The sequence below is a fragment of the Leptospira yasudae genome (assembly GCF_003545925.1).
GTDB classification, from domain to species: domain Bacteria; phylum Spirochaetota; class Leptospiria; order Leptospirales; family Leptospiraceae; genus Leptospira; species Leptospira yasudae.
Map to the genome: position 1 here is coordinate 511,486 of NZ_QHCU01000002.1, position 18,515 is coordinate 530,000.

17 protein-coding genes and 2 tRNA genes (1 of these 19 running past the window's edge) are annotated in these 18,515 nt (G+C 46.4%); 13 read left to right on the forward strand and 6 right to left on the reverse strand.

The features are described 5' to 3' along the window. Positions 1-42 precede the first annotated feature (42 nt). The 13 genes from rpsT (at position 43) to DLM76_RS07735 (ending at position 14,079) form a co-directional block, all read left to right on the forward strand. The gene (gene rpsT / locus DLM76_RS07675; protein ID WP_118954156.1) at positions 43-312 is read left to right on the forward strand and encodes a 30S ribosomal protein S20; all 270 of its coding nucleotides are present in this window, start codon (positions 43-45) and stop codon (positions 310-312) included. A 17-nt stretch (positions 313-329) separates the two neighbouring features. After that, positions 330-402: transfer RNA gene (locus tag DLM76_RS07680), tRNA-Val, on the forward strand. Positions 403-445: 43 nt separating this feature from the next. Then, positions 446-1,828, forward strand: coding sequence for a phosphoglucosamine mutase (gene glmM / locus DLM76_RS07685; RefSeq protein ID WP_118964832.1), 1,383 nt, complete (start codon positions 446-448; stop codon positions 1,826-1,828). Between the two features lie 2 nt (positions 1,829-1,830). After that, the gene (glmS, locus tag DLM76_RS07690) at positions 1,831-3,663 is read left to right on the forward strand and encodes a glutamine--fructose-6-phosphate transaminase (isomerizing) (RefSeq protein WP_118964833.1); all 1,833 of its coding nucleotides are present in this window, start codon (positions 1,831-1,833) and stop codon (positions 3,661-3,663) included. 3 nt (positions 3,664-3,666) lie between these two features. Continuing rightward, positions 3,667-4,713 carry a GlmU family protein gene (locus DLM76_RS07695; protein WP_118964834.1) on the forward strand — a complete coding sequence of 349 codons (1,047 nt, stop codon included), beginning with the start codon at positions 3,667-3,669 and terminating at the stop codon, positions 4,711-4,713. Between the two features lie 16 nt (positions 4,714-4,729). Continuing rightward, the gene (locus tag DLM76_RS07700; RefSeq protein WP_118954152.1) at positions 4,730-6,340 is read left to right on the forward strand and encodes a carboxyl transferase domain-containing protein; all 1,611 of its coding nucleotides are present in this window, start codon (positions 4,730-4,732) and stop codon (positions 6,338-6,340) included. 63 nt (positions 6,341-6,403) lie between these two features. Further along, positions 6,404-7,336 carry an LA_0442/LA_0875 N-terminal domain-containing protein gene (locus DLM76_RS07705; protein ID WP_118954151.1) on the forward strand — a complete coding sequence of 311 codons (933 nt, stop codon included), beginning with the start codon at positions 6,404-6,406 and terminating at the stop codon, positions 7,334-7,336. A gap of 281 nt (positions 7,337-7,617) precedes the next feature. After that, positions 7,618-8,910, forward strand: a complete 1,293-nt coding sequence (locus DLM76_RS07710) for an ammonium transporter (RefSeq protein ID WP_118954150.1) — start codon at positions 7,618-7,620, stop codon at positions 8,908-8,910. Positions 8,911-8,945: 35 nt separating this feature from the next. Beyond that, on the forward strand, positions 8,946-9,290 hold the full coding sequence (locus tag DLM76_RS07715) for a P-II family nitrogen regulator (protein WP_002619748.1): 345 nt from the start codon (positions 8,946-8,948) through the stop codon (positions 9,288-9,290). Between the two features lie 350 nt (positions 9,291-9,640). Beyond that, positions 9,641-10,921, forward strand: coding sequence for an SMP-30/gluconolactonase/LRE family protein (locus DLM76_RS07720; protein WP_118964835.1), 1,281 nt, complete (start codon positions 9,641-9,643; stop codon positions 10,919-10,921). Positions 10,922-11,044: 123 nt separating this feature from the next. Beyond that, a complete protein-coding gene (locus DLM76_RS07725) occupies positions 11,045-11,839 on the forward strand; it encodes a helix-turn-helix transcriptional regulator (RefSeq protein ID WP_118964836.1) in 795 nt (264 codons plus the stop codon). 90 nt (positions 11,840-11,929) lie between these two features. Next, positions 11,930-12,826: a M24 family metallopeptidase gene (locus DLM76_RS07730; RefSeq protein WP_118954147.1), complete on the forward strand. Its 897-nt coding sequence runs from the start codon at positions 11,930-11,932 to the stop codon at positions 12,824-12,826. Further along, the gene (locus DLM76_RS07735) at positions 12,817-14,079 is read left to right on the forward strand and encodes an SMP-30/gluconolactonase/LRE family protein (protein ID WP_118964837.1); all 1,263 of its coding nucleotides are present in this window, start codon (positions 12,817-12,819) and stop codon (positions 14,077-14,079) included. Before DLM76_RS07730 ends, DLM76_RS07735 begins: the two co-directional genes overlap by 10 nt. A 34-nt stretch (positions 14,080-14,113) precedes the next feature. On the opposite strand, the gene prmC is transcribed toward DLM76_RS07735, so the two are convergent. From prmC to DLM76_RS07765, 6 genes are all read right to left on the reverse strand, one after another. Then, positions 14,114-14,980 (reverse strand): peptide chain release factor N(5)-glutamine methyltransferase, encoded by an 867-nt coding sequence (prmC, locus tag DLM76_RS07740; RefSeq protein ID WP_118964838.1) that lies wholly within the window; start codon positions 14,978-14,980, stop codon positions 14,114-14,116. Positions 14,981-14,996: 16 nt separating this feature from the next. Then, positions 14,997-15,073 (reverse strand) — tRNA-Arg (locus DLM76_RS07745). Positions 15,074-15,075: 2 nt separating this feature from the next. After that, entirely contained in the window at positions 15,076-15,741 is a 666-nt protein-coding gene (locus DLM76_RS07750; protein ID WP_118954144.1) for a Crp/Fnr family transcriptional regulator, read from the reverse strand. Further along, a complete protein-coding gene (locus tag DLM76_RS07755) occupies positions 15,741-16,796 on the reverse strand; it encodes a tetratricopeptide repeat protein (RefSeq protein ID WP_118954143.1) in 1,056 nt (351 codons plus the stop codon). Before DLM76_RS07755 ends, DLM76_RS07750 begins: the two co-directional genes overlap by 1 nt. 9 nt (positions 16,797-16,805) lie before the next feature. After that, positions 16,806-18,056 carry an amidohydrolase family protein gene (locus DLM76_RS07760; RefSeq protein WP_118954142.1) on the reverse strand — a complete coding sequence of 417 codons (1,251 nt, stop codon included), beginning with the start codon at positions 18,054-18,056 and terminating at the stop codon, positions 16,806-16,808. An 18-nt stretch (positions 18,057-18,074) separates the two neighbouring features. Next, positions 18,075-18,515: the 3' portion of an LIC_10271 family cell wall hydrolase gene (locus tag DLM76_RS07765; RefSeq protein WP_118964959.1), read on the reverse strand. Its footprint extends 222 nt past the window's final position; only the last 441 of its 663 coding nucleotides appear in the window; its start codon lies off the right edge, out of view — the gene reads right to left on this strand; its stop codon occupies positions 18,075-18,077.

Sequence of the window (18,515 nt, forward strand, 5' to 3'; positions counted from 1 at the left end):
ACAGAAAACCTGGAAACACTTATTCGATAGGAAGTGTAAGCCTTGGCTAATATCAAGTCTTCAGAAAAGGACATTCGGAGAACAAAACGCAGAAATGCGGCAAATTCCCAGAATCGTTCCAGGCTCAGAACTCAGGCTAAAAAAGTTCTGAAAGCCATCAAAGAAAAAGACCAAAAAGCGGCGACAGCTCTCTTTGTAGAGTACACCTCTCTTTTGGACAAAGCTGCTAAAACAAACCTGATCCATTCTAAAAACGCAGATAGAAAAAAAAGTAGAATGGCAAAACGCCTCAACGCGGTATCTGCAGCTTAAAAAAACGGAATTATAGAGGGCGATTAGCTCAGCTGGTAGAGCGCCTGCCTTACAAGCAGGATGTCGGCAGTTCGATCCTGTCATCGCCCACACCCTTTCTTCCGCAAACTCCTCCTAAATCCAAACAACCCCTATGAATACAAAAAGCCCCGTATTCAATCATCCAGACCTGATGGTTTCTGTTTCCGGGATTCGAGGAATTATTCCTACCGGCCTTTCTCCCGAAGTTATTTTTGACGCTTTGCGTGCGTTCGGAACTTGGATCGAAGGTTCCAAAATCGTAATCGGACGAGATTCTCGTCCTTCCGGCCCTTATATCGAAAATATCGCCCTCGGTTTGATGCAAGCCATGGGCAAAGACGTTTTACAACTCGGAATCGTTCCGACCCCGACCGTAAAGGCCGTAGTCAATCTTTCCAAGGCGGGAGGCGGGATTATGATCAGCGCCTCTCACAACCCGATCATCTGGAACGCGTTTAAGTTCGTAGGTCCGGGCGGATTCTTTACGGGAGCTGCGGACCTGGAAAAAATTCTGGATACGGTCCGCAATCAATCCTACAGACAAATTCAATACAAACCCGCTTCTAAGATCGTTTCGGGAAAAGAATGGTGTGAAAAGCACATCGAATCCGTTTTGAAACGGGTCAATGTAAATGCGATTCGCAAAAAGAAATACAAGGTTCTTGTGGACGCGGTCAACGGTGCGGGAAGTTCTCTGGTTCCCGAACTTCTCGAAAGACTTGGATGCAAGCCGATTCTTCTGCATTGCAGCCCGGACGGAACGTTCCCAAGGCCGCCCGAGCCGACTCCCGAGGCGCTCAAACAAACTTCCCGCAAAATGAAATCTTCCGGTGCGGATATCGGTTTTGCGCTCGATCCAGATGCGGATCGACTCGTGGTTCTCACTCCAAAAAAGGGCGCCATCTCTGAAGAATTCACGCTTCCTTTGAGCTTTCTTTCCTTAACTCTGGAAAAAGCTCCGAAAAAGGCCAATATGGTCGTGAATCTTTCCACGAGCTTTATCAACGAATTCGTCGCCGGCCAATACGGAGTTCCCGTTACGCGCTCTAAGGTCGGAGAAGCCAACGTGGTTGCGGACATGCGCGCCCACAAATCCATTTTCGGCGGAGAAGGAAACGGCGGTGTGATCGATCCGTCGGTCGCTTCTTTCGGAAGAGATTCTTTGTCCGGAATCGCTCATATTCTAAATGTGATGGCTGCGACCGGGAAGAAGATCGATTCGATCGTGGACGAACTTCCCGCGATTCACATGCAGAAAACCAGCTTCAAAGTGGCGGGTAAAAATCTGCAGGATATCTATTCCAAATTCAGGGGAGAATTCTCCAGCTTTTCCGAAGAAACCTTAGACGGCCTTCGATTGGCTTCCGAAGATTCCTGGATTCACATACGCCCTTCTAACACGGAACCCATCATTCGAGTCATCGGGGAAGCGAGGACCAAAAAAGACCTCAATTCTCTGCTGGACCGCGCGGGAAGGCTTATGGAGAATGCCTGAATATGTGTGGAATTGTCGGTTATGCCGGTAGTAAAAATGCGGAATCGGTACTTGTAGTCGGTCTAATCTGCCTCGAATACAGAGGTTACGATTCGGCTGGGATCGCCGTCCTCGATCAAGGGGACATCATCGTCAGAAAAGCAAAAGGAAAGATCAAGGACCTGGAAGCGCACCTGCGCGAATTTCCGGCTCCGGGGAACGTAGGGATCGGACATACTCGTTGGGCGACCCACGGAGAACCGAATCAGATCAACGCTCACCCCCATACGGATACGAATTCCACCGTTGCGGTAGTGCATAACGGAATCATCGAAAATTATCTCGAACTTAAAAACGAACTCAAGAAAAAAGGCCACGTATTTCAGAGTTTAACCGATACGGAAGTTCTTCCTCATTTGCTTGAAGAAAGCAAAAAGAACGGTAAGTCCAACAAGGACGCGTTCTTGGAATTGTTCGGAAAAATCCATGGTAAGTGGGCGGTTTCGACCGTGTTTGAAACGGAACCGGATCGAGTTTATTTCGCGCAAGACGGCGCGCCTCTTTTGATCGGAAAAGGAAAGGGAGAATACTTCCTCGCCTCCGATATTTCTCCTCTAACCAGAAACTGCGAAGAAGTGTATTATGTGAACTCGGGAGAATGGGGTTACTTCTCTCAAAACGAATTCAAGTTGTTCGACTTTTCCGGTAAGGAACTGACGCCCGTATTCAAAAAACAGGAACTTCGTTGGGAAGATCTCGATAAGGGCGGTTATCCGCACTACATGATCAAGGAAATCCACGAACAAGCCGGAATCTTCCGCAAGATCATCCAAGAACGAATCTTGGATAACGGTGAAATCGTTTTTCCCGAAATCAAACTCAACAAGGACGTTCTTTCCAGAGTCAACAGAATCATCATCCAAGCCGCGGGAACGAGTTATTACGCGGGAATGATCGGTAAACACTATCTCGAACATTTCGCGAAGATTCAAACGGACACAGAAGCATCTTCCGAATTCCGTTATAGAAACCCGGTCGTGGAAGGGGACACTCTCATTATGGGGATTTCGCAATCGGGAGAAACTGCGGACACGTTAGCTTCCATTCACGAAGCGAAAGCGAAGTTCATCAAAGTGGTTTCACTCGTCAATAACGTGAACTCTACGATCGCGAGAGAATCCGATTCTTACATTCGCACCGACGCGGGACCGGAGATCGGAGTTGCGAGTACGAAAGCGTTCACCGCTCAGGTTTTGAATCTTCTGTTATTCTCCATCTACATGGCGAACCTCAAGTGGCTCATCAGCGACGAAGAGAAAAAAGCTCTCATCGAAGAGATCAGACTTCTTCCCGCAAAGATCGATCGCATCCTCGCGCAAGCGAGCAAGATCGAGGAGATGTCTTCTCACTTTACGACCGCGAAGGATTTTATCTTTTTAGGAAGAACGTACAATCATCCGGTTGCGATGGAAGGCGCGTTGAAGTTGAAGGAAATTTCCTACATTCACGCTTCCGGTTATGCGGGAGGAGAATTCAAACACGGACCGATCGCACTCATCACGAACGAGGTTCCCGTCGTTTGTATCGCTCCTAAATCCGAAATTTATACGAAGATGGTTTCCAACATTCAGGAAATCAAAGCGAGAAAAGGAATCATCATTTCGATTGTAACCGAAGGAGATCACGAAGCGAAGTCGCTGTCGGATTATTCTTTCGAAATTCCGGAATGTTCCGAAATTCTAAGTCCGATCTTGAACGTGATTCCTTTACAGTTGCTCGCATATTATTCCGCGATTTCGAGAGGTTGTCCGCCGGATCAACCGAGAAACCTCGCCAAGTCCGTAACCGTAGAGTAGGCCATGTCGAAGATCCAGAGAATTCTCATCGACGAAAGAGAGGTTCCGGCTGGCTTACGATCTCTCACGAGAATTCGCTCCTTTTCCGAGATTCGAAGCGGAATTCTCAATTCTCTTCAAAGAACGCGGGAACTTCATCCCGACGCGAAGATCTTCTACGCACATTCGAACGCGGCGTTTCAACAGGCTTTTTTAGAAAGAAATCCCAAGCTTCTTCCGTACGACGACAAGGATGTGGATCTGGTTTTATCGCCTGAATCTTGTATGCCTTGGAATTTGATCGACGGTATTGCAAAGAACATCGAAGCCGACATAGAACTCAGTCGAGACGTTCAAAAATGGATTCGTAAACTCAAAGTAAAAGCGAACCACTTTCACGTGGTCGGAAAATCCAAACACCTTCACGTTCATCCTTCCGCGACCGTTTATCCGGGAGTCGTTTTCGATACGACCAACGGACCGATCGTCGTCGACAAAGACGTGAAGATCACTTCGTTCACGTTTATCGAAGGCCCCGTTTATATCGGACCGAATTCCCATATCGACAATGCGAGAATCACCGGAGCGACGAGCATCGGAGCGACTTGCAGAATCGGCGGAGAAGTCGGAACCTGTTTGATCGGTGATTATACGAACAAGCACCACGAAGGATTCTTAGGACATTCCATTCTCGGAAGTTGGGTGAATATAGGCGCGCTTGCGACCACATCCGATTTAAAAAACAACTATGGGGTTGTGAAAATCCGGGAAGAGCACGACGAATGCATCACAGGTTCCATCAAATTCGGCTCGGTCGTTGCGGACTATTGTAAGATCGCGATCGGTGTGATGTTGAATACGGGAACCGTTGTGGACTTCGGATCGAACGTGGTATCATCCAGAATCGGCGGATACGTTTCTCCGTTTACTTGGGCGGAATCGGGACAACCGTATATTCTCGATCTCTTTCTAAGGGACGCGCGGAAAATTATGGCGAGAAGAAACAGAGAACTCACGTTATCCGAAACCGAACTGATCCGCATCCTATACGAATCAAAAGTAAAAAAATAAAAATCCGGAGGGTTTTATGGAAATCATAGAATCCAAAATACGTACGTCCTCATCGGAGTATAAAGAGAATTTTGAAGATCTAAAACAAAAGGTGGAATCCTTACGCGGCTTAATTCGAAAGATCGAAATGGGCGGCGGAGCGAAAGCGATCGAACGTCATAAGGGAAGAGGCAAGTTCACCGCAAGGGAAAGAATCGCTTCTCTCATCGATCCCGGAACTTCTTTCCTGGAATTTTCTCCTTTGGCGGCGGAAGGAGTTTATCCGGACTCCGTTCCTTCGGCGGGAATTCTTACAGGAATCGGAAGAATCTGCGGAGTCGATTGTGTGATCGTTGCAAACGACGCGACCGTAAAAGGCGGAACGTATTATCCTCTTACCGTAAAAAAACATATCCGCGCGCAAGAGATCGCGCTTCAGAATTTTCTTCCCTGCATTTATCTTGTGGATTCCGGCGGTGCCTTTCTTCCGATGCAGGACGAAGTCTTTCCCGATAAGGATCATTTCGGAAAAATCTTTTATAACCAAGCGAATCTTTCCGCACTCAAAATCCCTCAGATCTCCGTCGTGATGGGAAGCTGCACCGCGGGCGGCGCTTATATTCCCGCGATGTCCGACGAATCCGTGATCGTAAAAGGAAACGGAACGATCTTTTTAGGCGGACCTCCTCTCGTAAAAGCGGCAACGGGAGAAATCGTAACGCCCGAGGAACTGGGCGGCGCCTTGGTTCACAGTACGATTTCCGGGGTGACCGATCATTACGCGGAAGACGATGCGCACGCGATCGAGATTACGAGAAACATCGTATCCACGTTGCATCACGCTGGGAATTCTTCGCTGAAAGGATCGATCAGTTGGGAAGAACCCTTGTATCCGTCCGAGGAAATCTACGGAATCATTCAGAAGGATATTCGTAAGTCCTACGACGTTCGTGAAATCATCGCGAGGGTCGTGGACGGATCGCGTTTTCAAGAATTCAAAAAATATTATGGAACCACTCTCGTAACAGGCTTCGCGAAAATTTACGGAAAGATGGTAGGAATCATCGCGAACAACGGCGTATTGTTTTCGGAAAGTGCGCTGAAAGCTTCTCACTTTATCGAGCTTTGCAATCAAAGAGGAATTCCCCTTTTGTTTCTGCAGAATATCACCGGTTTTATGGTCGGTAAAAAATATGAAAACTCCGGGATCGCAAAAGACGGAGCGAAGATGGTGAACGCGGTTTCGACTTCCATCGTGCCGAAGTATTCCGTTGTGATCGGTGGTTCTTACGGAGCGGGGAATTACGGAATGTGCGGCCGCGCTTTCAATCCGCGCTTTCTATGGATGTGGCCGAACTCCCGCATTTCGGTAATGGGAGGGGAGCAGGCGGCTAACGTACTATTGACGGTTAAGATGGAACAGCTCGAAAAAGAAGGTAAAAAACTTTCCGACGAAGAGCAGTTTGCGTTCCGTAAACCGATTTTGGATGATTATGAAAGCAGATCTTCCTGCATCTATTCTTCCGCTCGTCTTTGGGACGATGGAGTGATCGATCCAGCTCGAACAAGGGATATACTGGGTATTGCGCTGTACGCCGATCATTCTAAAAAGCCGGAATATCCTCGATATGGAATTTTTAGAATGTAGAAAAAATTGCTTTCAAATTATAGTTCGACTGGTTTCTCTATGGAAAGTATTTCGTAGAGAAACATGTCTGCAAAAAGTTATTTCCCTTTCTTTTTTCTGTTCTTATTTCTCCCGACCTTTCTTTCGGGAGAATCCATCATTCTTAAAGACGGAACCGTAATTAAAGGAAGGGTTTCCGCTCAGAACGCATATAACGTTACCGTTAAGACCGAAGACGGCAAAAGCCAAGATATTTCCAAAGTCCGCATTCTCAAGATCGTTTATAAAGACGTGACGAACGAAGAAGCGCTTCGCATTAAAAAGGAAGAAGAAGCGAAGTTAGCCGAGAAAGAACAAAAAAAGAAAGAGCAGGACGATAAGAAAAAGGCCGAAGAAGAGTCGGCTCAAAAGGTTAAGGAAGAAAAACAAAAGCAGGAAATGCTCGACAAACAGGCAAAAGACGCCGACGCGAAAAAGAAGGAAGAAGAGCGATTGGCTCGGGTTCAACAAAAGGGTTTGAGTCCTTGGAGCGTCGCTTGGAGATCGGCGGTTCTTCCCGGTTGGGGGCAGTGGACCGACGAAAGAAAAACTCCGGCGATCGTCTATTCCGCTCTGTTCGTAAGTTCCCTGTATCTCGTGTATCGCGAGAATCAAATTTATAAAAACTCGGTGCGGGATTTGAATCACATGAACAACCCGTACGAAACGTTGATTCCAGTTCCCTCATTTTCCGATCCGGCCGCTCTTTATCTTTACAGTAAACCGTTCGAGGATCAGCGGGATAAGGTAAATCAGAACTATCGCAATTTGCAGTTGTCCATGATTTTTGCCGTTCTTGTTTATGCGGCCAATATCTTTGACGCGTATTACTTTCATCCTCGTTTCGCAAAATCCGCTGCTTCTCATTTGATCTTGGATTATAATCCCATGGCAAGATTGGATTCTAATTTTCCCTCAAATTCTTCCTCTTCTATAGAAAGCTTCTGGAAACTTGGTTTCCGTTTCCATTTAGAATAACAGCAGTTTTCCAATTTTATTAGCATCTTCTGTAGAGAAAGGGCAGAAAGTGAAAATTTGCACTTTTTTTGAGCAGATTGAGGTACTTTATAAACTGTGCATTTTGCTGGTTTCGTAATTCCGACTATCGTTGAACGGAAAATTCCCGTATTTCCCAATAAATTGTAGGATCTCCTTCATTTTCGGCCTATTCTGCTTCGTTCAGAGAATTCTTAAATAATTCTCCATCTGGTACCAATCTTGCATCAAAGTAGGCAAATTGATTTGGGATGAGAATGATTATGAATTGGACCAAGAGACTACTCTTATTGCTCACTCTGCTTCTTCCATTTGTTTTATTTGGACAAGAAGCGACTGCTCCTGCGGCGGCTCCCGCTCCCGTTGCGGATAAAGGAGACACGGCTTGGATGATCGTTGCCTCGGCACTCGTGTTTTTTATGATTCCCGGACTCGCTCTTTTCTATGGCGGTCTTGTAAGATCTAAAAACGTTCTTTCGACTATGATGCACAGCTTCGTAGCGATTTTGGTTCTGACTCTTCAGTGGACCATCTTTGGATACAGCTTCGCATTTTCGGGAACCAACCCTTATTTCGGTAATTTCGATCTCGCTTTTCTCAACGGAATCGACGAGAATACTCTGGAATTGACGATTCCAAAATACGTTCACTTCCTTTTTCAAGGAATGTTCGCGCTCATTACTCCGGCTCTGATTTCCGGAGCGATCGCGGAAAGAGTGAAACTCGGCGGATATGTCGTTTTTATTCTTCTTTGGTCCACGCTGGTTTATGATCCGGTCGCACACTGGGTTTGGGCAGCTGACGGTTGGTTGTTTAAAATGAGCGCTCTTGACTTTGCCGGTGGAACCGTTGTTCACTTGCTTTCAGGGATTGCCGGTCTTGCGGCTGCAATCGTTCTTGGAAAGAGAAAGGGAGAAGGTCCTGCTTTGATCGCTCCGAACAATCTTACTTATACTTTGATCGGCGCCGGTTTACTCTGGTTCGGTTGGTTCGGTTTTAACGCGGGTTCCGGTCTTGCCGTAAACGGAATTGCTGCGAGAGCATTCTTAGTCACATTGATCGCTCCTGCTGCGGCCGGTGTTGCTTGGCTCGTGATCGAATACGTTCACACTAAAAAAGCGACCGCCCTTGGTGCAGCTTCCGGTATCGTTGCCGGTCTGGTTGTGATCACTCCTGCTTCCGGTTTTGTCGGAGTTCAAGGCGCGATCATCATGGGACTTCTTGTTAGCCCTGTTTGTTACGGTGCGATTCTTCTTAAAGGAAAACTCGGATACGATGACAGCTTGGATGCTTTCGGAATTCACGGCGTAGGTGGTGCGTTAGGCGCTATTCTTACGGGTGTGTTCACACTTTCTCTCGGTGCGGGCGTTGCGAGCAAAGGAGATCAGATTTTGGTTCAGGTAATCAGCGTTGTTGCGACTGGGGCTTATTCCTTTATCGTTTCCGTTATTCTCGTATTCCTGATCGACAAGACGATCGGATTCCGCATCTCCGAGGAGAAAGAAATCGCCGGTCTGGATTCCGAGATCCACGGTGAAAAAGGTTATATCCTTTAATTTACGTTACTGAAGAATTTTAATAAGGAGATTATATGAAATTAATCGTTGCTATCATTCAACCTCATAAATTGGAAGAGGTTAAGGCAGAATTGACCAAGAACGAAATTTACAGACTTACCGTAAGCGACGTTCAAGGTTACGGACAACAAAAAGGAAAGACCGAAGTGTTCCGCGGTCACGAATATCAAGTGAACCTTTTGAGAAAGGTTCGTCTTGAAATCGCCGTAAACGACGAGTTCGTAAAACCTACCGTTGACGCGATTCTGAAAGCGGCAAAAACCGGAGACGGAAAAATCGGAGACGGAAAGATCTTCATCACTCCTCTCGAAGATGTGATTCGAATCAGAACGGGAGAAAGAGGAAGTTCTGCGATCTAAAACGCGACCCATAGGGAGCGTTTTGCTGAGTTAACGCGACCCTGCCTCTATCTCTGTCGAACGACCAGTATGAAGTGAGACGCTGAGTTAACGCGACGCGCGTCACGACTTCTCGACCGCGACCTTAGAAGCGAGACGCCGAGTCAATAGAGCGTTTTGCTGAGTTCTCGGCGATCGAGCAAAAAACGGGTTCGGATAAAACCGAACTCGTTCGAATCTTAAAAAAAAGCCGGGTGGTAATTGCCTCCGGCTTTTTTATTGGCGGTTCCTTGCGATCGTAGTTCCACCTTTTTCGAATCGATACCGGATTCGTTCAAGCGAATCGATTCTTCCTCAATTACACTGAATCGATGAATCGTAAACGATACGCGTACTTACTCATTCTAATTCTTTCCTTCACCATTTTCTGGAACGCATTCTCCTTTCCCGATGCACATTTTCAAAAACAAATCGGCGAAAGCGTAGAATTCCCATACAACCAAGAAGTCGAGTCGGTCAAGGATCCGAACGATTTATCGAGCAGGGGATTTTTGCACTTATTCCCGAACGTGCCCGCACAAGACGAAATCCTTTTACAGGAAGAATTGGGTCGTGCTTTCGTTTCTTCGATCGACGGTTACATCTGGATTTTGGACTTAAAACGGAATACGGCCGAACCTTTCATAAAGACGCCTTTGATGCCAGGGGGAATGGTCGCTCATCCTAAGAATAACGATTTGATCTATGTCTGCGTATCCAGAGGGAAAAAGGACGATTTGATCGATCCGGATGGACCGGGTATTTACGAACTAAGCGTTTCCGAAAAATCCATGCGCAAGATTGCCGCTCGGGTTCCGAAAATATTCCGATCGGAACCGGCGCGTCAAAACGTAAAAAGTACGATTGGGTCTTTTTATCCAACCGGTACGCAGCCGACCTTGTTCCTCTCGGAGATGGACGATTCGAATAGCCGATTCGTCGAAAAAGCGGATGATCTTGCGATCAGCAACGACGGAGAAAGAATTTATTTTACCGAGCCTTACGATCATTCAGGTGCGATATTAGGAGTAAGCGATCAATCCAGAAACGAAGCTCTGACTTTGGGAAAAAACGGAAACGTATGGAAGATCGATTTACAGAATCGGAGCGTAAGTTCGGTCGCGCATAACTACTCTTATGTGGATGGGATCTTATTGGAATACGCTTCCGATCCAAACCGGGAAGTATCGATTTTGTTAAACGAAGTTTCTCGATTCAGACTTCTCCGTTTGCATTTGTCAGGAGAAAACGCTGGAACGGATGAAATCGTAATCGACGGTTTGCCCGGATTTCCGGACGGAATGGACCGCGATCCGCAGGGAAGGGTTTGGGTCGCTCTGGTTTTCGAACGCTCCAAACTCGTGACATGGCTGCATAGAAATCCGTTTTGGAAAAATTTTGTTTTATACATTCCTCAACGGTTTCAACCCGTTTCCGGAAAAACGGGGCTTTTGGTTCTTTCCAAGGACGGCAAAAAACCTCTGTATTACGGGATGCACGACGGGTCTTTGTTTTCAACTTTGATCGTCGTTGTCCCCGGAAAAGAAAAAGTTTATTTTTCGGTGTATGAAAAGGATTACAAGGGAATCAACGCGATTCCTTATCCGTTATAAGAAGCATAAACTCCGGTAAATCCGTAAATTCTATACTCTCGAATCCATTCGAATCGTGCATGATTTCGAAAAAGGTTGATCCTTCTTTCGAACCGTGAAATAAAATCGAAATCGGAATTTTGAATGGATCTTACGAGCAACGGCATTCTGTATCTTATGAACGGTCGCGTATTTTTTGCGACGAACGCGATGCAGACGGACTTTCATTCTCATTACGCGGCCACTCTCGCCGTCTCCCTAACCGAAACGATCAACATAGAAACCGAAAGCGGAAAGGAAGAATATCGAGTCGCTTTAGTCGGCCCGAACACGTATCATAGAACGGTCTCGCCCGGAATCGAGATGGTCGCTTTGCTGATCGATCCCGAAACGTACGAATACGGATCGATCTCCGAGTTTGTCCAGACCGGAGAAGTCAAACGTTTGGAAGTGAATGCGTTTCTTCCTTTGATCGAACGGCTGTGGGATTTATATTATGGAAGACTTAACGACACAGAAGTATGGGATCTTCACATCGATCTGTTGCGTACGGTTTATCCGTTTCGAAAGTTGGAAAAGGCGATCGACGAACGGATCCAAAAGATCGCACAAAGAATTCGCACAGAGATGCCGGACAGCATTCGTATGAAGGAGATCGGAAAGGATTTTTCCGTTTCGGAAGACAGATTGATCCGTCTCTTTAAGGAGAATCTCGGAATTCCGTTGCGAAGATATTTATTGTGGGTTCGGATTCTCGAAGCTGCAAAACTTCTCAAAGACGGAAAGAGCATCACGGAAGCGGCGCACGCCGCGGGCTTTTCCGATTCCGCACATTTTACAAGAACCTTTAAGGAGAATTTCGGATTTGTTCCCTCCTTGTTTTTCGGTCATCTAAAATCGATCGAGCTTCGATTCTGCGAAGTCACCGAACTGGCATAACGAAAAAATTCTTTCATACCGGAATCGTTCAAGCGGATCAATTCTTTCGCTGTTATTCTTTGTTTTATCACAACGAATAGAGATGCCGCTATGCCTTTAACGATTCAAAAGGGAATCTTCTCAAAACTTTCCTCGAAGATTTCCAAATACGATTCAAGCTCGATCCGTTTGCCGGATCAAGAAACGAAAGAAGGATTCTTAAAAGCGCAAAGATTGGCGTATCAATGCGTAACGGAAATCGAAAAGGAAATGCGGGAGGGCTGGAGCGAGTTTCAAACTGCAAAACTCATGGAGACGTTTTTACGCGATCATGGCGTGAAAGTGTTTCTGCATCGCCCGTTTGCTTGGTTCGGGGAACACGCGCGCTTTGACGGTTATAAACGATTCACTCAGTTTCATCCGAGTAAAAAAAGAATCTTGAACGCGAACGAATCCTTTATCCTCGACGTGTCCCCCGTTGTGGAAGGATATATCGGCGACATCGGATATTCTTCTTCTTTGAATCCGAATCCCGAACTGGATTTCGGGATGAAGTATCTTTTAAAACTGAGATCGGAAATTCCGAAATACTTCGCCTCTTCGATGAGCGCTTCCGAGATTTGGTGGAAGATCGATTGGGATGCGAAAGAACACGGGTTCGATAACGTTCACTCTTTGTATCCGTTTGCGGTGTTGGGACATCGGGTGTATAAGGTACATCTTCCGAAGATTTCGTTTCCTTTATTGCCGATCAGTTTTGCGAGTTGGTTCAGTTTGCAGGGTTCTTACGAGTTTTTAACGCATAAGGTTTTGCCCGAACTTTTAACTCCCGATCACGAAGGGAACAAGATCGGTTTATGGGCGATCGAACCGCATTTGGGAAAAGGAAAAGCGGGTTTTAAATTCGAGGAGATTCTCGTGGTGGAAAACGACAAAGCGTATTGGCTCGACGAAGAAGTTCCTCACGTAAAAAAATACGGAGCGTTTCAAAGGACTGTATGGGAGTAAAACATAAAATTCTAATATTAATTTCGTTTGCTGGTTTGATCGGATGTAATCCAGAAAAGATAAAAATCGGAGAAGCGTATTCGATAGGAGAGACTCCCGCTTCGATCATCGAAGTACAGGACAAACAAGATCCTTTCGTAAACGGTTTGAAAACGGAGATGGTCGATCTTCCCGGCCACGACGATTTGATCTTTGATTGGAAAAAGAAGATCGGCTTTGCTTCCGGAATGGACGGTTGGATCTGGAAACTCGATTTTCAAACAGGAAAAGCCGAGGCTTGGGTAAAACCGCCGGTCAATCCCGCAGGCATGCAATTTTCCGATTCGGATAAAAATAAGATCTTATTCTGCGCTTCCCGATTGGGAGGAGAATCATACGATGAGAACAGCCGAGTCGGTTTATACGAAGTGGAGATTGAAACCGGAAAAGTCCGACCGATTGTAACGGATCTTCCCAAGTTGGAAAAGGAGGAATTCGACAAAGTATATACGATATCGGAACGTCCCAAGTATTCTCTGAAAAATTTAAACCGAACCAATGCAAGGCCCTTTTCTCTTTGCAACGACCTTGCGATTTCAAAAGACGGAAATCGAATCTATATCAGCGAACCGTTCGAACGGGACAATGCGGCCATGGGAAGCGGTGCGGTTCCCGAAGCGATCGGATTGTATCCTCACGGGAAACTTTGGATGTATGATCGAAAGAACGATTCGATTTCTTTGGTTTTAAACGGATTTACGTTCGTGGACGGAATCTTGATCGACGAGTTCGGACCGCACGAAGAAACATCGGTGATTTTCACCGAGACAACAAAGTTCAGAATCATACGCGCTTTTCTATCCGGAAAAAAACAAGGAACCTCGGAGATCCTTTTTGAAAACCTGCCCGGTTTGGCGGACGGACTGGAACGGGACGATCAAGGAAGAATTTGGACGGGCATCATCAAACGAAGATCGGGTCTCGTGAATTTCGTTCACAAGAATCCTTGGATCAAACCCCTAATCCTTTCGATTCCGCAAGGGATTCTACCCATTTCACATAACACAGGTTTGTTGGTAATCGATTCGACAGGAAAGAAACCTCTCTATTATTCCTTGCACGACGGTTCTAAAATCGCCGACATTTCGGTCGCGGTTCCGTCCGAAGGAAGGATTTATTTTCCTTCTTTTGATAAGAAGTCGAGAGGATTGTTTTCTCTTTCTATCGAATCCTTGCCGATTCAAGACCGAACTGCGGCTTCGGCGAACGATTGAATATTAAGATCGCGGTCGGCTTATCGATCCGATCTTAATATCTCGTTAAAACGACAAAGCGATCTTTTCCGGAAAGATCTTTTTCCACCTTTCCTTCTTTCCAGCCGTTGGCGATCGCTTCCGCTACGAGAACCGGCGCGAGAGAAGGAAGGGTTTCCATATAAACCCTGCCGCCTTCGTTCAAACGAGAACGGGCTTCGTCGATCAATCGGGTCAGAAATTCCTTCGGGTTTTCCAGGAACAAGGCAAGATGCGGTTCGTAGTCGATCACGTCCTTCATCATCGTTTCCTTGTCCGTCAAAGGGATGTAAGGCGGGTTGGTCGCGATCAAATCGAATCGTAGCTCGGAAGGAATCGACGCGAACAAATCACTTTCCAAAAATTGAATGGATTCGTTTTCTTCGGGAAGAATTTTTTCCGCATTTTTCCGTGCGGTTGCAAGCGCTTCTTCGGAAACGTCGCTTAAAATTACGTTCCAATCCTTTCGCGCAAGTTTCAGACTGATCCCGATACAACCGCTTCCGGTGCAAAGATCCAAAACGGTTTGTTCCTTCTCATTTTCTTTGAAATCGAGGATTATTTTCTCGACCAATTCTTCCGTTTCGGGTCTCGGAATCAGGACCGATTCGTTCACGAAAAAGACGGAGTTGTAAAACGCTTTTTGTCCGGTGATATAAGCAGTGGGTTTGTTTTTAGAACGATCTACGATTCTTTCTCTGTAAGCGTTCTTTTCGGTTTCCGTCAAAAGCCGTTCGAAGTTTACGTAGAGTTTGACTCTTTGCAAGTTGAGGAGATCGGCCAAAAGGATTTCGGCGTCGAGTCGAGCGCTGGGAATTTCTTTCTTTTTTAAGAAGTCTTCCGATTTTTTTAAGAGGGAGAGAATCGAGTCTGGATGTTGCATGCGTTAAGCTCGGGGTTGGTGCCCCCGAGAGGATTCGAACCTCCGACCAAAAGTTTAGGAAACTTCTGCTCTGTCCACCTGAGCTACGGGAGCTTTTATGAATTCGGTTTCCGTTTTTGTGCGACTATTCTCTGAAAGTCCGCGATATTGTGTATAACAATTTTGTCTTCGTAGAGTTCGATTTTGCCGCTTTTGGAAAGAGTGTTGAGAACTTTTTGAACTTCTCCCACGGGTTGCGCGCACCATTCCGCCACGTCGTGCTGGGAAACGTTGAGAACGATCTCTTTAAAATCGCTGTGAGCGTGCATCTTTTCGTATAACATTAAGAATACGTCCGCGACCTTTCCCTGAATGTCGTCCATCAGAAGAATGAGAAGTCTTCGTTTGGCGTCGTTGATTCTCACCGAAAAGATGGTGAGAATTTTCAACGCGAGCATCGGATTTTTGGTCATCAGCAGTTCGAAGTTTGCGCGATTGAAGTTCAATACCTTCACTTCCGAAATCGCGATCGCGGTTGCGGAGCGGGGTTGTTCTTCTAAGATCGCCATCTCGCCGAAGATATCCCCTTGTTCGAGAATATCCAAGGTTTTGATGAGATAGTCCTCTTTTTTAGTCGGGTTCGGAACGGTCTTAACGATCTTCACCTTTCCGGATTGAATCAGATAAAAATTATTTCCAGGTTCGTTTTCACAGAAGATGATCTGATTCGGTTCGTAGGTCTGACCGAATTTCGAAAACATGGATTCGAGCATCATATCCATCAGGTACTCATCTCCTTGGCTTTCAGTCTGGATTTTTGGGAGATGCTGTCCTTTTCGGGCGGCAGAAGCGCGACCTTACCGTAAAGCATTCTCGCTCTCTGACGATCCCCTTGCAGTTCGGAGATTTCGGCGAGATGGAAGAGGGATTCTTTGATCGATTCTCCCGATGGATATTTTTTGATATAAGTCGAAAAGGAAGAATTCGCGTTGTCGAGATCGTTCTGTTTCAACAGACAAACTCCGAGTTGAAAGAGAGAATTCTCCACCAGCTTCTTTTCCGAATCGAATTTGAAATCGGTTCTGTTCAAAAGATCCTTATAGATCACCATCGCTTCCCCGTGTTTGCCTACGTTCACGAGCGTGTGAGCGCGATTGTAAAGCGAAGTGATCGAGTTGTCCACACCGGCCGTGATCGCGGATTTTTCAACGGCGGGTTTCATGATGTTTTGTAATGTTTCGGGCGTTACTCGGCTCGTGCTTCCTTCATACACCAACGGAGGCATGTTCAAAGGGAAGGGGTTTCCTCTTCTCGCGAGTTCGAGAAGTTCGGTCGCGCGTCCTGAATACGCAGTTCCGGGATAATTCTGCAGATATTTTTCAAACGCGTAGACTGCGTGAGGAAGATTGTTGTTTTTGTAGAAAACTTCCGCGACGTTCATCAACTCGAACGCCGGATTGCGCGTGTCGGATTGGCCCAAAATTTCTTTGAGCTTTTTGTGAACCTGTCTGAGCTGGCTGGAAAAAACCTTCATCATCTTGAGAATGAGATGGGTTTTTTCGGCAACGAATTGTTCGAACTCGTTCGGTTTAAAAACGAGGACGGTCGCACTTCCGATTACTTGAGCGGTTTCTTCTCTGGGGTATTTGCCGAGGGCCGATTTGACTCCGAAGAATTCTCCGATCCGGACGTCTTCTTTCACCTCTTGTCCGGTGTCCACGGCAGGAAACGTAAGAATGACGCGACCGTTCCTTAGGACGTAAATATCCTCGGCTTTATCCTTCTCAAAATATATGATGGATCCGCCTTTATAATTTCTGATGATCGGACCGGCCAAATGGATTACCTACTCAAAGTTATCAAATTCTTTCTGTGCGGGGAAAAATGCCAAATCCTTTTTGTAGCCAAGGGAGATGACAAGGGACTCCAGGAGTTTTCCGGGAGATGCAACTAAATATTTATCGGCATTATCGATGCGAATTCTTTCCACCGCAGCGCCGGATTCTTCAAAAAAAGATTCCAAACTAACGTCTCCGTAAACGGGGACTCCGTCTCGGAGAACGAGGCGTATGCTGTTTAAATCGGATTGGCAGAGATTGGAATACGGATCTTCCGAGTTTCTCGTTAATACGACCAAATCCGCGATTTTTCCCTCTTCGATACTTCCGAGTTGTTTTTCGATTCGAAATGCCTTTGCAGGATTAGACGTTACCATTTCGAAAAGCGTTTTCGGAGAAAGGTCTTCTCCGTATTCGCTTTGATAAAATTTTCTCGCGGCGCGGATTTCCTCCAGAAGGTTGAGCGAGCCGCAGATGCTGGAATCCGTTCCGAGAGAAACGTTGACTTTGTGTTTCAACAGATCGCGAATATCCGTCGTTCTTTCGTATAAAAACAGATTCGCTTCGGGACACCAAACCAGATGCGCCTTTTTTTCGGCGATCAAAGCGATGTCCGATTCGGATAAAACGACTCCGTGAATCAATACCGTATGTTCTCCGAGACAACCGAGTTTGTTCAGAACCTTTAAAGAATCCCTCGATTCGGAATCGAATCCTTCCGCGATCCGTGTGATATAAGGAATGTTCTGCTTTAGAGCTTTTGCATATTCTTCCTTGGGTCCTTCCCCCCAATTCAAAGAATAGCTGCAGATGCTGTGGGATAACGCGTATTTGTCGAGAATTCTCACGGGCATCGTTTCGACGAACGGGTCCTGCACAAAATGAGGAATGTGATCCTGAACCGAGGTTACACCCGAGATCAAATTCTTATAAGAACCGAGAAGATAGAGCTGTTCTGGGTCGAGCTGCTGTCTTTCCGAAAATACGATCGACGATTTTAGATCGTTGTCCCAGGGAAGCCAATTCAGATACGGTTTGCTTGGCGCGACCTTGGGAAGATACGTGCTTAGAAGATGATCGTGCGCGTTGATGAATCCCGGATAAACATAGAGTCCGTTTACGTTCAGACGGATCCTTTTTCCGGTAGGGGGGCCGCCCGCGTTTACGGAGGAAATGATTCCGTCTTTGACAACGATGCTTCCGTTCGGAATCCATTGGTCCTTGGTTACGATGCAGGCGTTGACGATTTCGAATTCCATATTATTCTAATATTCTTCTTATCGAATTTGCAGACCCGGGTCTACCGGAACGCTTCCGCGGTTCAGTTGAAAATAAAGTCCTTTGCCCGATTCAAGGGCGCCCAGGATTTTGGAGGAATCGACGGTTTCTCCTTCGGATACGGATACGCTTTTGAGATTGGCATACACGCTCGAATAACCGTTCTTATGTTCTAATATTACGTATTTCTTATATCCTTCCATCTCGTCCACGACCAACACCTTGCCGGAAGTAGCCGGTCGAACCTCGTTATGCCGCGACGCTTTGAATAAAACGCCTTTGTGCGGAGCGAACGTAAGTTTGTTGAACGGAGTCTGCACCGGCGCGCGGCTTTTCAACGGAAAGTGAAGATGAGGTCGGGAAGAGTCGAACGATTCATCCGGCAGCGGCCGAATCGATTTGGAAATCGGAGAAGGTTTGTCATTCTCCCGTTGCGACTT

What these genes read in the sequence shown, in the direction of transcription:
- glmM (WP_118964832.1), top strand. Translation starts at nt 446, where the DNA reads ATGAATACAAAAAGCCCCGTATTCAATCATCCAGACCTGATGGTTTCT.
- glmS (WP_118964833.1), top strand. Translation starts at nt 1,831, where the DNA reads ATGTGTGGAATTGTCGGTTATGCCGGTAGTAAAAATGCGGAATCGGTA.
- DLM76_RS07695 (WP_118964834.1), top strand. Translation starts at nt 3,667, where the DNA reads ATGTCGAAGATCCAGAGAATTCTCATCGACGAAAGAGAGGTTCCGGCT.
- DLM76_RS07700 (WP_118954152.1), top strand. Translation starts at nt 4,730, where the DNA reads ATGGAAATCATAGAATCCAAAATACGTACGTCCTCATCGGAGTATAAA.
- DLM76_RS07705 (WP_118954151.1), top strand. Translation starts at nt 6,404, where the DNA reads ATGTCTGCAAAAAGTTATTTCCCTTTCTTTTTTCTGTTCTTATTTCTC.
- DLM76_RS07710 (WP_118954150.1), top strand. Translation starts at nt 7,618, where the DNA reads ATGAATTGGACCAAGAGACTACTCTTATTGCTCACTCTGCTTCTTCCA.
- DLM76_RS07715 (WP_002619748.1), top strand. Translation starts at nt 8,946, where the DNA reads ATGAAATTAATCGTTGCTATCATTCAACCTCATAAATTGGAAGAGGTT.
- DLM76_RS07720 (WP_118964835.1), top strand. Translation starts at nt 9,641, where the DNA reads ATGAATCGTAAACGATACGCGTACTTACTCATTCTAATTCTTTCCTTC.
- DLM76_RS07725 (WP_118964836.1), top strand. Translation starts at nt 11,045, where the DNA reads ATGGATCTTACGAGCAACGGCATTCTGTATCTTATGAACGGTCGCGTA.
- DLM76_RS07730 (WP_118954147.1), top strand. Translation starts at nt 11,930, where the DNA reads ATGCCTTTAACGATTCAAAAGGGAATCTTCTCAAAACTTTCCTCGAAG.
- DLM76_RS07735 (WP_118964837.1), top strand. Translation starts at nt 12,817, where the DNA reads ATGGGAGTAAAACATAAAATTCTAATATTAATTTCGTTTGCTGGTTTG.
- prmC (WP_118964838.1), bottom strand. Translation starts at nt 14,980, where the DNA reads ATGCAACATCCAGACTCGATTCTCTCCCTCTTAAAAAAATCGGAAGAC.
- DLM76_RS07750 (WP_118954144.1), bottom strand. Translation starts at nt 15,741, where the DNA reads ATGGATATGATGCTCGAATCCATGTTTTCGAAATTCGGTCAGACCTAC.
- DLM76_RS07760 (WP_118954142.1), bottom strand. Translation starts at nt 18,056, where the DNA reads ATGGAATTCGAAATCGTCAACGCCTGCATCGTAACCAAGGACCAATGG.